Here is a 14,447-nt window from a genome sequence, read left to right as displayed (position 1 = left end):
CACCTATTATATCACCCGTACCGCGCCCTAGTGTATGATAGCTATATGGTAACTCTCCTGCTGCATACGCTCTGGCGTGTATTGGTGCTGGGAATCGGCGGTGTGGCGATCTGGCTGATTGTATTTAAAGCCGTGCCATACGCAGACACGCGCATACCCCTCTTCTTTGCCATCTTGCTAGCATATTGCGCCATGGCCTATTTCATTATTCCGCTACTCTTTCGCTTGTATCATGTTATTGTCAAACACGATCATATACCTCTCTATGTCACTACTGGGGACGGCTGGGCATCCGACCCAGTTAATCTCGCTATCATCGCACGCGATCGCGCACACCTAGAAAAAGCGTTTGCACGTGCTGGTTGGTACAAAGCCGATGAGGCAACGCTCATGAATACCCTGCGAGAAGGTGCCTCAATCGCGCTTAATATGTCGTACCCAAATGCCCCAGTCAGCTCGCTCTATCTTTTCAACCGCAAACATGATATCGCATTTGAACTGCCCACCAATACCAGACTCAGCGCCCGCACACGCCACCATCTGCGCCTCTGGCGACTTGAGGCACCCGTGGCCGACAAACATGATCACAATCATTTCGATTTCTGGAGTAATAAGCTGTTTAAATGGCTCTCCGGCGAACGTGAAGTCTGGGTAGCAGCCTGCACCGAAGACGTCCGCCCAATCGGCATACGCTGGCGCACCGGTACCATCACCCACGCGATCGACCACAACGCCGATGTAGAACGAGACTACACCATCGAGTCGCTGAAGCGTGCCAAACTCGTGCACTCTATCGACTCAAGCGATCCTGGAGAACAGTACAAATTCCGTGGCCAGCAGTTCGGCACTTTTATCACAGACGGCGCTATCAAGGTAATCGATCTCAAATGACGACCTAGCTTACGACATCTTCGCCGAAATGCTTCTGCAGGCGCATTTTGATACTGCCTTCGTGGCGGCCAAGTAGCTCGGACAAGGCTGCGATGTCGTTGCCATTTTGAAACCCTTCTTTCAGTGTAGCGTCATCCTGGTTCGTCCAAGGCTTGTAGGCGTTCGGGTATGTTTCGCGCATTTTGGCGATTTTGTCCGCCCAGCCACTAGAACCAGACTTTTTCTTCGGCTCCACGTCACCTTTTTCGGCTCGTTTGGCAGCTTTTTCAGAGAGATGCGCAAAACGAGTGGAGTCTTGCTTGGTCTTACTGCGCAGCACGTCGTCGATCGCCAGCGCGTCCTCACTAATCGCCAGCGCCGTCCGGTTGATACCATAGAGATAGAGACTGTCTATGTTGCGCACACGACTGAGCGCCACGTATCCCATCCCCGGCACAAACGCTTTACGCAGGTCAATACGCGCTGCGTCGAGTGTCATACCTTGGCTTTTGTGAACTGTAATCGCCCACGCGAGACGCAGTGGAATCTGCGAAATACTGGCGCGCTTCTTGTCGCCATCGCGCATCTCCCAGCTATCCGGCACCATAGTCACTGTACGACCACTGCGAAATTCTACTACCGGATAATCCGTGCCAGGTTCAAAATCAACTACGGTTCCAATACTACCGTTTGCGTAGGTGCGCTGCGGAGAATTCTTAACCGCCATTACCAATGCCCCACGTCGTAGCACGAGCTCAGCAGGTGCGAGCACCGAACGCTGGAGCGACTCTACATAGTTTGCCGAGCCTGTCGTAAACTGCTGAAACGTGCGCTCCTCGGTGTCGAGTGCAGCAAGCTTGGCATGATTGATTGTGTCGACGTCGATATTGACCGTGTGAAGCTCGGTAATAGTCTCTGGGTCGTCTGGCTCTATCTCGGCACGTGCTAAAAGCTTTTCAGCGTGGTGGCGACGAATATCACCCGCGCGGAGTGCCGTGAGAATATCGAGCAGTTCTTCGTCGTCTTGACGATGCTGTTCCACGAGATATATCACCACTGGATCCAGCTCTGCCCACACCTGGCTATTGACCACAAAACCACCCGCGCGACCGTCGCTACGATTGACCGGCGGCAGCTGAAAGAAATCCCCACTCATAATTACCTGAATACCGCCAAACGGCTCATCGCGTCGACGCACTAAGCGACAGACTTCGTCTACCATATCGAGTCGATAGTCGTGCAGCATGCTAATCTCGTCGATGATGAGCACGTCGGTCTTTTCGATCGTCTCGCGACGTGTCTTTGACATATGATCTGCAAATCCAGGGCGCAGTTCGTCGGCTACACCAATACCGCTCCAGGCGTGGATTGTGTTGCCACCCAAGTGTGTAGCCGCAAGACCCGTGGTCGCCGTGATAGACACATGCTTGCCTTCTGCCTTGGCGTGGCGAATAAACTGGTTGAGCAAATATGTCTTGCCAGTACCAGCCGGACCAGTCAACAATGCACTATGCCCCTCCAGCAATACCTCGAGTGCGATATCTTGTTTCATTATCTCCTATTGTACTACGATACGAGAGTCGCGTGAACTTGTTCGCATGACCGCACTACTATTGTGTCATGTCACCAAATCACTTATGATTAAGTCATGCATAAATCCGGTGGGTTCACGATTGTCGAAATTATCATCGTCTGTATTGTGTTGGGTATCTTGGTGACTATCGGTACAGTCAGCTGGGCTGGCTCCCTTGTCAGCGGACGTGATCGTACTCGCAACATTGAACAGCAAGATTGGGTGAAACGCTACGACACGTATCGCAATCGCTACAATGTCTATCCAAATGCCTCCAGTACCGGCGTCGCCCTCAACGCGCGCTATTGTCTTGGCACCGCGTTTCCATCCAACACCTGCGCAGGCGGCTCTATAGCCACCAGCACCAATGATGCCGCGCCAAATACGGTCATGACGGAGCTCACAAAAGTAGGTACTCTTCCCGACTACAAACACTCACTCGCACGCGGCAACTATGTTGGTCCTTGGGCAGATTACACCACGTCTACTCGCATTCGGATTTATCAGGCTTACGAAGGGGAAAGCTGCCCTGCCGGTACTACTATAGATACTACTTACTCAGGAGCGACTGTATGTTACATCGAACTCGCCAAAAACTAGCCGGCTTCACTCTTGTGGAGATACTTGTAGTCGTCATGATGATAGCATTGCTCGTGACTATCGGCATTGTAGCCTGGCGCGGTGTCGATGATCGTGCGTTCAATTCACAAGTTGTACATGCCATGACTTCTTATCGCGATGCGTTCGCCCTCTATGCTTCACAAGAGAAACAGTATCCAGCCGTCCCCCAATCCGGCAGCTATTGCCTGCATTTTGGCGGACTCACAGGCGCCGAGGTCAACAGTCGCTGGGGTACAAGTAGACCGACCAGCATTACCGCTCAGTCAGTCACCGAGACATCCTATTTTTGCCGAGATTTTGTAGAATCAACAACCGTTCATGCCAGTTATCCTCCACTTACCAAAGCCATTGACAGTGTACTGAGCGTCAAGCTTCCGGGCGACAACAGTACCTATCTTGCTAACACATATTCGGGTGGCGTATGGGCGCGCTATAGTGGTACGGCCGCTGCTAGCAGTATCGCGATTTACGGCTATTTTTCCGGCAAAACCTGCCCCAGCGGTACGACCCTCAGTTGGAATGACGATAGAAAATCTATCTGTTTCATCAATCTCTCGCGCTCATACCCTGTCACTTACACGGCAGAATCATGGGGCTGGCCGACATAGTTAGCCACGAGGCGGTTCGCCATCTGGCTCGTCGAGCAGCTTCTTGCTCTTAATCTCGTAGCGCTTGCCAGTGATTTGGCTCGTCATATAATCTTCATTGATGAGACTCACGAACGTATCGAGGTCGTGGCCGTCCATGATGATAATTGCACCTGCGTCGTCCGTCATAATATCCAGCTGCATCTCGTCGGCGTACTCCACCGCCTGCTCCTGTGTAACGCCACCCACTTCGAGCTTCTGCAGTTTGGTTACAATCTTTTTGCGCTCTCGCACCATGTCTTGCAGCGTTAATCCTTCCGGAAAACTCAGCTTGTATTGCTGCTCGATCTCGGCTACGCGGGCATCGGCGATAGCCTGTTTTTTATAATCGTAATTGAAAAGGCGCTCAAACTTAGTCTGATTGAACACAAAGATGTCTTTGTCGATGACAAGTACCTGGTTGTCACTCGGTAACTTGAAGCCAACTTCGGCTGCAAACGCACCAAACTTGCCGTCGCGGAATTCCCAGCTAGTGGCGCCTTTGAGTACATTGCCTTGCTGGATCATTTTGATCACGTAGAACTTCTTGTCCTTGTCGTTTGGATCCGTAAACTTCGCGACGATGCCTTTGATACGTTTAAACTCGTGCTCTTGCTCGCTAAATTCTACAATGTCATGGCGCTCATGCTCGATGAGATGAAGCAAGGTTTCGGCTCGCCCTACCTTCTCGAGATCAGTGCGAAGTAGGGTGTTCTCTTCACCGTCGCTGAGCTCGAAATCGCGCACACTTAGTCCAGTGCCCGCACCCATCGTGACGAAGCCGAGGATGTCATAGAGAAACATTGGCTTGATCTGTGCGTTCAGTTCTGTGGCAAAATTCGTGCTATACGGGGTATAGTTTTTGTTGAAAAGGAATAGTTCGACATCAAGGTCGTTTTTGATTCCATCTGTATTATTTGCCCACAAAAAAATATCTGTCGTCTCCGGCATATCCGGCGCTTGCTGATCTTCCATATTCTAACTTTCGTTTTTATCTATAACTACACACTATTGTACAGCAAAATCCTTACGAACTACCGATCACCTGTCAAAATACGCCAAGTAGTTTTTACGTTTCTCGTTATATTCATACTCTGCATTGTCTACCATATTCATGCGCTGTGACACCTCTCGAGCAGTACCTGCGAAATCGTCTCCGGTAATTACTCGAAACTCATCCTCGATAGAAATCCTTTCAGCAAGATCATCGGGTATATATAGGTTATCTAGACTAATCTCGCCAAGCAACGAGCTATGCTGTGACTGTTTCATGCCACCAGTGGTTTGCTCCAAGCTTCGACTCGACTCAACAACACGACTGCCCACCACCCTAAGCCTATCTACCGTACGTAGTTCAGTCGCATGAACACCCTCATCGACACCATTAATTTCTCGAGCGACAATAGTATGCAGTATGTTTGCTTGGGTTATCTCGCGTACAGTGTCTATCTTTGTATAGACTTTAAACGTATCTTCGTAGAGAAGCCCAAAAGGCTCGCCCGCGACGACATCTGGAGGTGTATACCGAGCCATGGGACCGATCTTATACCAGTTCTTGTATCTTGCTAGCTGACCATGACGGTGAGCAAACAACACGCATGTTCTAGCAAACGACATCACTTGTTCGGCCGTGGGTGGGTTATCTGGACGCAGGAAAAATTCGCTCATATGCTCTAACCTCGATTAATATACCCTCTATCCTACGCTTCTTTTTTCAAATTGTCATCAATCCCAGTCAAACCCTTGCCCAAAATGCCCATACCGAGCCGTCTGTTCGTAGATCGGTCGCTTGAGCTGGAGCGCGTCAATGATACCTTGTGGAGTTAAATCATACCCGCTCGCCTGCTCCTGTATGCCATCAACAATCACTGTCGCCTCTAATGGCTGATCGTAGCCAATGGCGTAGGCTAGACGCACGAACACTTCGTGGGCATCGCGTCGCTTCAAATAATCTACGGCTATCTTGCGAGCGATATACGCCGCGCTCCTATCTACTTTGCTCGGGTCTTTGCCACTAAACGCACCGCCACCGATCGGGATACGTGGACCATAATTGTCGACTGCCAGTTTGCGGCCGGTCAGTCCTGCGTCAGCGTCAAATCCTCCCACCCGCCAGTCGCCTGCAGGATTGATATGGAGCGCCACATCGTCTGCGACAGGTGCGATTGTCTGCTCATCGAGCCACACTTCTACCACATTTTGCAACTCATCGTGCGACGCGTGCTGAAAACTTGCCACTACTGCCACAATATACTCGCCATCGAGCGTCACCTGTGTTTTGCCATCATATGACCAGTGTTCATACAGCTCTTGATTCAACCTACGTGCCAGCACCACTTCGAGTGGCAGCAACTCCGGTGTCTCGCTCGTCGCATAGCCGATCATGATGCCTTGATCGCCCGCACCGCCGATGTCGACACCTTGCGCAATTTCTGTGCTCTGTGGCGCCAGCCGGTTGATAATTTCGACGTCACCAGCGATACGTTGTACTATCGCATCGACATCCACGGTCGCTCGGCTTGTCACTTCGCCCGTGACGAACACCGTGCCATGCCCGCCCGCCACATCCACCGCCACACGAGCATCGGGGTCTTCAGCCAAGTGCGCATCCAGTATCGCATCAGATATCTGATCACATAGCTTGTCGGGATGCTTCGGGCTCACGCTCTCGGCAGTTCGGTAATTAGTTGCTTCAGACATAAAAAAATCTCCTCCCATATCTGTTCTAGCGAACAAGGAAAGAGTACACAAAAGTTTTGCTCATATCTTCCCTAGCTATGCTAGGCTGGATTTGGCACCGTGATGTGCTGGTAACACACCCGTTTGCCGGTGGGTCGTAGGGCCAGTCCCTCGCCACGCTCTTGATATTTAGTTGTTAATCCCTTGATTGTAGCACAGGCCACAGCAGCTGAGCAACAGCGGCCCTTACCCGCCGCTCGTCTTGTTCGTCAAGTTCGCTGTATCTACCCTCGTCCGAATATTCTACTCGCGTATCACCCGAGCCAGCCATAACAATACCAATCGACTCAAATTGTCCGAGCTTGACTACAGCCATGCCACCACGCAGCAACAAATACGACGCAACTTCATAATCACGAGAAATTCCTCGGCGACCTTTTTTGTAGCGGTAAATACTCGTCGTCGCGAGATACGTATCATCAGGCGACGCTTGGTGATCAAACAACATGTCATGTACACCATAGTTCAGCTCCTCACTCGACATGTCAGTGAGTAGCGAGCGCTCGGTCTTCCTCGTCATAAGTGTACTCACCTTGCGCGGCGGTGCAAGTGGAAAATACAGCGTATCCTGATCCCAGTCGACACCGTCCACTTCTCCGTCGCTTCGCACAGTATATGCGCCCCCTATACACTTACGATCAAAGTGCAGTTCGAGATTCTGCATCAATCCACCAATCTCCGCACTCACGTCGCGGTGCACGTCATGCGGAACATCTTCCCACGCGTGCTGTCGCATAGCTATATCCTCGCGCCTTCGCGTGCTTTGTTCGCCCACTCGTCTGCCAGCTCATTAAGCTCTGTACCTACATGACCGCGCACCCAGATCAGCTCCGCCTGTGAATCCTGATACAGTGGATATACTTTTTGGACGATGTCGAGGTTTTTGATCTCGCCACCTTTTTTCTTCCAGCCCTTCGCTTCCCATCCGGGTGCCCATCTGGTGATGACATTGATCCAAAACTCGCTGTCAGTACGAATCTGACATGGTGCGCCTGCTGCATCTTCTAGCGCCGCTACAATCGCGAGACCCTCCATGCGGATATTTGTCGTCTCCCCATCTTCGCTACCCAGAATATGCGGTGTACCGCCCTTGATAACAGCAAAGCCACCAGGACCCGGATTTGGGCTCGCACTGCCATCGGTATAGTATTCAATCATAGCCCTATTGTAGCGAAATCGCGCAGCGTGCGCTAGCGGTCGTTTTCGTGACCCAGTTCAGCCAGGTGCTCCACCAGCTCCTCTCGCGACAAATGCGATATATCTACCTCATTATGCTGTGCAATCATATAACCCTGTATGATGTGCTTAAGCCGGATTGCATCGTGCCGCCAAAACAAGTCGATTTCGAAGTGATCAGTAGAATTCATGACGCGACTCGATATCACCACTGAGCCAAAGAAAGGCCCGAGTGTACACGATACGTTCAAAATATCCTCCACACGAATGCTCACTGTTTTGGAAGTGAAGAAAAACGTCCGGCTGATAATAGTGACTTTTGTCCGATCAACGATCACCGTACTCGGAAAAAGCGTCATCGGAAACACCGTATTGACACTCACTAGCACTTCATGTGAACGTTTCGCCATGTTGCGAAGCTTGTCGATCTTGCGCAAACTACTCGCGTGACTATCCTCTGGAGCTACAAATATTGGCATAATACTACCAGGTCCAGGTGCCGCGATCTCATAATCAAGAAAACGCCGCGTCTGGTAAATACCATGCATCGCGACGTTTCCAAGTTTTTTGCTCCTACGCATCCAGTTGGCAGGATTCATGGACAATGAGTGAGGAGGTGGCGATGTGTCTCGCTGAAGCTCAGGCTGCGTCTTTGGCATCTTCACCTCCTATAGAGTTATTACATCTAGTATAGCACACTGTGGCCACACCAACTACCATCCTGTTTCATCATGAGTTTCAGGAAATTCTCTATTGGCATACTGCCCTTGTGGTCGTTGCCCCGCCTCGTATCGCTGAGACTGGGCAAAGTCTGCGCGCTCTGCACGTGACATATCCCCGATCATATTACTTAACGACGATTCATCTAGCATTTCGGTATAGCTATCCCGCGCACGCGCACGCGCATGGAACATATGTTTCAGCTTTGTCGGCCAATCTACCCTCAGTGCTTGCCTCGCAATCTGCGTTGGTAGATTTTCCTCAGTCATATACTCGACACCACTCATGTGATAATCATAAACCAGTGCATCGAATTTTTTGTTTCGTTCTCTTATATACTCAGGCACATATGTATATGCACCAGTTGCCAAAATACCTTGCAGTTCAACTAGCAGTCTCTCGCGGTTATCTTCAAACTCTGGACGACTGAGCGAAAAGGCGTTTGGCAACCGCCCCTGCATGAGTCCGACCGCTACTCCACCCTGTTCACCGCCATTCCTCACTTCGTATTGTCGCAGATAGATGCCATTATCATCCAATAGTGTCACGGTTTTGCCATGGAAAACTTCGCGTGACGTAGGGCTCGGTGACAACTCTATAGTTATCTCGCCAAACTCATCGGTAGTACTTTGCCAAGTCGCGCTGGACTGTGCTTCGGGCAAATAGTCCAAGATACTTGTCGCCACGCGTTCAATATCAAGGCATATTTCTTCATATGTTTGCGCTTCGCGCAGTTTGAGATACTTTTCTGGATTACTCATACTCATAGTCTTGCGTCCACTTATACCACAAGGGTGCAAGCTTGTGCTAACGGTAAAATCTTCAACTTCGCTATTATTATAATATTTTTGGCTTATCGAACTTTCGATCGAGCTCGCGTCCCCAGTACAACCGATTCAGCTCATATTTTGTAGCTCCTCGTGCAGAGAAGCAGCTTATCGAAGCATGCACGCCGAGTGCCATTTCCACTACCGCTCTTGCTTCCTGGGTCCGTGTCACAAACTCACTAAAAGCCTTGGTCGGCAACTGTGCATCAATATAACCCCACATTGCATGCCGCACACCCAGCTCCATGTCATCATAACAAATATTGAGTGCGATATCCCAGAATTCAACTTCTTCACACGACTCAGTGACTGGTGGTTCAACATCACTCGCATCCAATACCTCAAGCACTTCACACATAGCCAAAACATGGGCTTGGTCATCATCAATCCACCCACCTTCGTATGAGTCACCCTCTTGCCATGCATGCCAAATCATACCACGCCCAATCGAGAACTCGTAACGATGCCATGAATCGTCATCGGAGTACGTATCTACCGCAAAATCAGCCTCGCGTACATTACCATTCTCTGGCATCTTCACATGGATACTAGTCGAAAGCTCATCGTCTCGCAAATACACATGAAGTTGTTGCAACATGCCCCCGGCATGCTCATCGAAGTCGGCACTTCGCGTCATATAGATTTTGCGCACGTATTCAGCGAGATAATTTGCATCATCTCTGCGGCGCGCTTCTTGCTTTTTCTCGCATTCGTGTGAGTGTAATCCCATGGTAGCCTCTTTTCGTCTAGAGTACTCCCCGGGGACACGAATGTACAGGCTATTATCGCGCGAGCAGCACCTCTTTTTGCAACAATCCGATGAGCGTCGCACGAGCAATCCCAGTGAAATTATGATCCGCCGCGATATCGTAATGCGTCGCATACTGGATTTCGTCGACATTCGTCATGCCAATCACTTCGTCCTGTGTCGCACGGATGATGATGGTCGGCACAGTGTTGGCTATTTTTTGATACAGATCCATGGGCATATACTTATCGAGACTTTGCAGATATTCTTGCGACAAATAGGTTGTCGTACCGTCGGTTCGTGGGAGTTCGGATATACCATCAGGATTGATCTTACTACCAGGGCGGTTCAGCATTTTGCCAATCGTACGCTGCATACTCATATTGACTGGCGGTGCGAGAAGGATTACTCTTGCCACCCTGTCGAGACTAATAAGTCCCGCTACCACACAGCCCTGCGAATGACATAGCAACACCACATCATCACCTGCCGCGTCGATCTACGCTTGCAGCTTCGCCGCTTGTTCGTCAAGCGACGCTACGACTGTGTCGCCATTTGGCTTCACTTCGTTGTAGTCAAACATCACAAACTCAGCAGATGGAATAGACTCGGCAATTTCCGGAAACATACCCCGCGAATCTGCGGTGACGCCGAAGCCGTGGGAGCAGATAATCTTACTTCTCTTCACTCGTATTGCTCGCTTTGTCTTCAAGCGCTTTGCCTGCGGCGTGCATTCCTCGGTCAACTTCAAATGTCATCAGCTCACCCTCAAATATAACCATACGTACAAGTTTCGTCCCAATACGCTCCAAATTAACGGTTGAATAGACCGGGGCATCAAACTCAGAACTTCCTTTTTCCATACCCTATAACTCTGTAATTTTGACTCGTCGCTGCTCAGTCGTATCACGATCGCGAATCGTCACTGTGCCGTCACCTTCGATCGTCTCGAAGTCGATTACCACGCAGTGCGGTGTACCAATTTCGTCTTGGCGGCGGTAGCGTTTACCGATGTTGCCGTTGTCGTCCCACATCACAGCGCCGTGTTCTTTCTTGAGTATCTGGTAGACTTCGCGAGCTTTTGCAACTAGTTCGGGCTTATTCTTGAGTAGCGGACTCACGGCATATTTGACTGGTGCAAGGTGTTCTGGGAACTTCATCACGATGCGCTTCTCGCCGTTTACTTCGTCTTCGGTATATGCTGCGCTCATGACAGCCATGACCGCGCGCTCCACGCCGAAGCTTGGTTCGATCACATGGGGTACAAATTTTGTGTTCGTACCTTTGATCGTATACTCCATACTCTTGGCGGAGTTGTTTTGGATGTTCATCAGGTCGAAGTCGGTACGGTATGCCAGACCAAGTAGCTCTTCTTTGCCAATCGGGAAATCGTACTCGATGTCGATGGTACGCTTGCTATAGTGGGCACGATCTTGCTCTGGAACCTCTAGCTCGTGGATGCGATCTTGCGGTAGACCAAGCGCTTCGAGATAGGCATGGATATCCTTGAGCAGTGCGTCGAAGCTTACTTCCCACTCATCTGGATTTACGAAGTATTCGATCTCCATCTGCTCGAACTCGCGTGAGCGGAAGATGAAATCGCGCGGTGCAATCTCGTTGCGAAACGCCTTACCCTGCTGCGCCAAGCCAAACGGTAGGTCTGGATAAAAATTGTCTACAACGTTTTTGTAATTTGTGAAAATTCCTTGTGCAGTTTCTGGGCGAAGATAACTCACGGATGTCGCATCGCTCGACGCACCCACATGCGTAGTAAACATCATGTTGAACGTACGAGACTTACTGAGTGGATTGCCATCTGGACTCTTAATTCCCTGCTCTTCGATCGCCGCGTCCATCTGCTCCATCGTCATACCCTCGGCATCCACACCCGCATCTTTCAAGATATGGTCGGTACGAAAACGGCGATGATTGACAGTATCCTCACATAGCGGATCAACAAACGTATCGACATGCCCACTCGCCTGCCAGACCTTCTGATTCATGATAATCGCCGCGTCCACGCCGTACATATCCTCGCGATCGTCTACAAACATCTTCCACCACAGTTGCATGATATTGCGCTTGAGCGCTACGCCAAGTGGGCCATAATCCCACGTGCCACTGAGTCCGCCATAGACGTCCGAACCTGGATAGATAAACCCGCGACGCTTCGCCAGGCTGATGATATTGTCCATTGTCTCGTTTGTAGATTTCTTTACCATAATTAACAACAGTATACCAGATTCGCGACCTCTGTACCACTGTTGACTCGGCTGTCGAGAGTTTTACAGTAGATAGAGGGACTATGCCACAACCCCGACCCAACGAGAGAGGATGGAAGTGCCCTACTCCAGCACGTATTTCACCTTCTGCAACTCAGTGCAAGAAGGAAATACTGAGCTCACAACACTGCTCGTCGAGTCGTTCGGCTCGCAACTCAAACGCGATTTGCTCGCAGTGCGCAAATACGAGGAAGGAGGCGCAAAAAAAGTCAGGGGGCTTTTACTGTGTGCTCACGATGCCACCGTGCATCATGAGAGCAGTGACGCAAGGCTAAAGCTGTTGAGGATTGCCAAGCAACTCCACTCGGAAACGGCCCACCTCATGTACAGCTCTATGTTCTCGCCTACGACTAAGCTCCATCCTGGATACGAAGCGCAAGCGTTTGCTTGTTGGCATATGCCTACCTGGCGCCGCTTGCTCAAAAAACCGCCAGGGTTTGCCCGCTAGTCCCCTCGGAGCCATGCCACCGTGAACACTTCGCTGTGTCCGGTGGCATGGCCATTACCTCGCTCCGCTTTTCGTTAATCTGTAGCCGCATGCTGATGCGCTGTCGCCGCCACGACGATGAGGTATTCACTAAGCCCACTGACATGTCGCGCCACATGGAGGGGGCGCTCGGCCAAAAGACGCAGCACTTTGATATGGTTCGCCGTGATATCACCTGCGTCGTGCGGTACTAATGCTTTTTCGCCGACATTATAGCGATACGTTTGATCTGCCCGAAGCAGTTCCCCTAGAGCGTCGCGCTGCGTACTAAGTTCGTCGCCCATGAGCCGGGCGTATTGAATATAAAACCATGCCTTGGTAAGTGCCGAGCTAGTTGACGGATCATCGAGCCCGGCCAGTACCTCCTTGGTAACCGTAAACCATTCGCTGCTATCAGCATGTTCGCTAGCGCGAGATACTAGCTTAAGTACTTCGTAGGCAAACTGCAGTCTATCGTAGTCCGCCAGTATCTGCCGATAAAATGTCACCATGCGAGCTGAGCTCAGTACCATCAGCTCGCCCTTGCCAGGGCGCAGCAGCACTTCACTCTCCGCGAGCAGTTCTACACCGCCGGCAAGCTTGGAGCGTGGTTTGCGCACACCGCGCGCCATAGCGCTCCGCTTACCCAGTGGCGTAATAAGCTGCAATATGCGATCACTTTCGCCGTAATCTGTGCGCCGTAGCACGATCGCTTGAGTGCGTTCCGGCTTCATACTCCAACCCTTGTAAGTGCACGCACTGTATCATCTGGGCGCATCGTTGTCTTGTCTAGCACCACTTGAATGCCATACGATTTGAGCGCTTCCATATTGAGCAACTCAGCTTGTGTTGTATACATAACTACGGGTAGTTTGCTCGTCTCTTCATACGACTGCAGCTCGTGTAGCAGCGTAAAAGCCGTGTTGTACGCTAGCAGCACATCAAGCACAATCGCATGTATATCTGCTACCTCTATCTGATCTACAGCAGCTTGCGCATCTGACACGTGAGTTACCGTATAGCCGGCGCCAGCAAGTATTCGCTGTTGCTGTGCAGCAAACCACATATCATCTTCTACCAATAGTATTGTGGTCACAGAAGTGCCAGCTGCTCGGACGCCATCATGTTGATATAGAACGTCATGCCGTCGCGGTGCCGATGAGTGCCGATATGACTCTCCATGGCCGCCGCAAAACGCTCAGCAATCATAAGCCCCAAGCCACTTGAGGCTGGTCGACCAGTGATCGCTGGGTTCGCAGGTATCCCACGATGTGGCAAAATCGGCCCAGTGTCACGTACGCCCACAACCACGCGTCGCTGCGCTCGCTCCACTGTGAGTACCACTGGGGTTTTCTCTGACCCATAGTGCAAAGCATTGTCGCCAAAACCAAGTAGTACACGTCGAAGTAGCTCTCGGTTGGCCACTACTAGCGGCGGATTGCGTCGCGGCTGCACGTCTAGCGTGCGACCGTGCGCTCGGTATAGGGGTGCAAGCTCTTGCACCACTTCTTCGCAGATTTGCTGAGCATTGATTGGCTCGAGTTCAAACAGCCCATCCTCAAGTCGCGCCGTCTTGGTGAGATTGCTCGTGAGTCGCAGAGAGCGCTCGCTGGTGAGGATAAGCTGATCAACCAGTTGACGCTGCTGTGTATCGCTAAGGCTCTCGCGCAGCTCGAGCGCGAGCTGGCGCATCAATGCGGTTGGCGCCTTAAGCTCGTGCGCAGCGCCCATGATACCAAATGACCCGTCATACGACGGGCCATGCGACTGCACTATATCCCTCCGTGTCATACCTCTAT

At 51.1% G+C, this 14,447-nt stretch carries 20 protein-coding genes and 1 riboswitch; of the genes, 4 read left to right on the top strand and 16 right to left on the bottom strand.

Annotated features, from left to right (window positions below; all coding sequences use genetic code 11):
- Positions 1 to 45 precede the first annotated feature (45 nt).
- Entirely contained in the window at positions 46 to 891 is an 846-nt protein-coding gene (locus GII36_RS01785) for an LssY C-terminal domain-containing protein (RefSeq protein ID WP_260763987.1), read from the top strand.
- 4 nt (positions 892 to 895) lie between these two features.
- Here the strand turns inward: GII36_RS01785 and GII36_RS01780 are convergent, their stop codons facing one another.
- Complete coding sequence (locus GII36_RS01780) at positions 896 to 2,422, bottom strand: ATP-dependent DNA helicase (protein WP_260763986.1); 1,527 nt, start codon at positions 2,420 to 2,422, stop codon at positions 896 to 898.
- Between the two features lie 96 nt (positions 2,423 to 2,518).
- On the opposite strand from GII36_RS01780, the gene GII36_RS01775 reads away from it, so the two are divergent.
- Complete coding sequence (locus GII36_RS01775) at positions 2,519 to 3,043, top strand: prepilin-type N-terminal cleavage/methylation domain-containing protein (protein WP_260763985.1); 525 nt, start codon at positions 2,519 to 2,521, stop codon at positions 3,041 to 3,043.
- The gene (locus tag GII36_RS01770) at positions 3,016 to 3,672 is read left to right on the top strand and encodes a type II secretion system protein (RefSeq protein ID WP_260763984.1); all 657 of its coding nucleotides are present in this window, start codon (positions 3,016 to 3,018) and stop codon (positions 3,670 to 3,672) included. Before GII36_RS01775 ends, GII36_RS01770 begins: the two co-directional genes overlap by 28 nt.
- On the opposite strand, the gene GII36_RS01765 is transcribed toward GII36_RS01770, so the two are convergent.
- From GII36_RS01765 to GII36_RS01710, 12 genes are all read right to left on the bottom strand, one after another.
- Positions 3,673 to 4,665 carry a Kiwa anti-phage protein KwaB-like domain-containing protein gene (locus tag GII36_RS01765; protein WP_260763983.1) on the bottom strand — a complete coding sequence of 331 codons (993 nt, stop codon included), beginning with the start codon at positions 4,663 to 4,665 and terminating at the stop codon, positions 3,673 to 3,675.
- Positions 4,666 to 4,731: 66 nt separating this feature from the next.
- Positions 4,732 to 5,358 (bottom strand): hypothetical protein, encoded by a 627-nt coding sequence (locus GII36_RS01760; protein WP_260763982.1) that lies wholly within the window; start codon positions 5,356 to 5,358, stop codon positions 4,732 to 4,734.
- A gap of 57 nt (positions 5,359 to 5,415) precedes the next feature.
- A complete protein-coding gene (locus GII36_RS01755) occupies positions 5,416 to 6,390 on the bottom strand; it encodes a methionine adenosyltransferase domain-containing protein (protein ID WP_260763980.1) in 975 nt (324 codons plus the stop codon).
- 59 nt (positions 6,391 to 6,449) lie between these two features.
- A riboswitch (SAM riboswitch) is annotated at positions 6,450 to 6,561 on the bottom strand.
- A gap of 4 nt (positions 6,562 to 6,565) precedes the next feature.
- Entirely contained in the window at positions 6,566 to 7,165 is a 600-nt protein-coding gene (locus GII36_RS01750) for a hypothetical protein (RefSeq protein WP_260763978.1), read from the bottom strand.
- Positions 7,166 to 7,167: 2 nt separating this feature from the next.
- A complete protein-coding gene (locus GII36_RS01745; RefSeq protein ID WP_260763977.1) occupies positions 7,168 to 7,587 on the bottom strand; it encodes a ribonuclease H family protein in 420 nt (139 codons plus the stop codon).
- 32 nt (positions 7,588 to 7,619) lie between these two features.
- Complete coding sequence (locus GII36_RS01740; RefSeq protein WP_260763975.1) at positions 7,620 to 8,264, bottom strand: hypothetical protein; 645 nt, start codon at positions 8,262 to 8,264, stop codon at positions 7,620 to 7,622.
- A gap of 54 nt (positions 8,265 to 8,318) precedes the next feature.
- A complete protein-coding gene (locus tag GII36_RS01735; protein WP_260763971.1) occupies positions 8,319 to 9,086 on the bottom strand; it encodes a hypothetical protein in 768 nt (255 codons plus the stop codon).
- Positions 9,087 to 9,162: 76 nt separating this feature from the next.
- Positions 9,163 to 9,882 (bottom strand): hypothetical protein, encoded by a 720-nt coding sequence (locus tag GII36_RS01730; protein WP_260763968.1) that lies wholly within the window; start codon positions 9,880 to 9,882, stop codon positions 9,163 to 9,165.
- 52 nt (positions 9,883 to 9,934) lie between these two features.
- On the bottom strand, positions 9,935 to 10,318 hold the full coding sequence (locus tag GII36_RS01725; RefSeq protein WP_260763966.1) for a hypothetical protein: 384 nt from the start codon (positions 10,316 to 10,318) through the stop codon (positions 9,935 to 9,937).
- A gap of 81 nt (positions 10,319 to 10,399) precedes the next feature.
- Positions 10,400 to 10,528, bottom strand: coding sequence for a hypothetical protein (locus GII36_RS01720; protein WP_260763965.1), 129 nt, complete (start codon positions 10,526 to 10,528; stop codon positions 10,400 to 10,402).
- A gap of 46 nt (positions 10,529 to 10,574) precedes the next feature.
- Positions 10,575 to 10,763, bottom strand: a complete 189-nt coding sequence (locus GII36_RS01715; RefSeq protein ID WP_260763963.1) for a hypothetical protein — start codon at positions 10,761 to 10,763, stop codon at positions 10,575 to 10,577.
- A gap of 3 nt (positions 10,764 to 10,766) precedes the next feature.
- Complete coding sequence (locus tag GII36_RS01710; RefSeq protein ID WP_260763962.1) at positions 10,767 to 12,122, bottom strand: glycine--tRNA ligase; 1,356 nt, start codon at positions 12,120 to 12,122, stop codon at positions 10,767 to 10,769.
- Between the two features lie 112 nt (positions 12,123 to 12,234).
- Between GII36_RS01710 and GII36_RS01705 the strand changes: the two genes are divergently transcribed.
- Positions 12,235 to 12,630, top strand: a complete 396-nt coding sequence (locus GII36_RS01705) for a hypothetical protein (RefSeq protein WP_260763961.1) — start codon at positions 12,235 to 12,237, stop codon at positions 12,628 to 12,630.
- A 74-nt stretch (positions 12,631 to 12,704) separates the two neighbouring features.
- On the opposite strand, the gene recO is transcribed toward GII36_RS01705, so the two are convergent.
- Genes recO through GII36_RS01690 form a run of 3 tightly spaced genes read right to left on the bottom strand, consistent with a single transcriptional unit; the run spans position 12,705 to position 14,439 of the window.
- Positions 12,705 to 13,382, bottom strand: coding sequence for a DNA repair protein RecO (gene recO, locus GII36_RS01700; protein WP_260763960.1), 678 nt, complete (start codon positions 13,380 to 13,382; stop codon positions 12,705 to 12,707).
- Positions 13,379 to 13,744: a response regulator gene (locus GII36_RS01695; RefSeq protein ID WP_260763959.1), complete on the bottom strand. Its 366-nt coding sequence runs from the start codon at positions 13,742 to 13,744 to the stop codon at positions 13,379 to 13,381. The genes recO and GII36_RS01695 overlap by 4 nt, the downstream gene beginning before the upstream one ends.
- Positions 13,741 to 14,439, bottom strand: a complete 699-nt coding sequence (locus GII36_RS01690) for a sensor histidine kinase (protein WP_260763958.1) — start codon at positions 14,437 to 14,439, stop codon at positions 13,741 to 13,743. Before GII36_RS01690 ends, GII36_RS01695 begins: the two co-directional genes overlap by 4 nt.
- Positions 14,440 to 14,447: the final 8 nt, after the last annotated feature.

The organism is Candidatus Mycosynbacter amalyticus (assembly GCF_025273655.1).
Lineage (GTDB): Bacteria > Patescibacteriota > Saccharimonadia > Saccharimonadales > Saccharimonadaceae > Mycosynbacter > Mycosynbacter amalyticus.
This window is presented reverse-complemented; position numbering and strand designations above follow the sequence as displayed.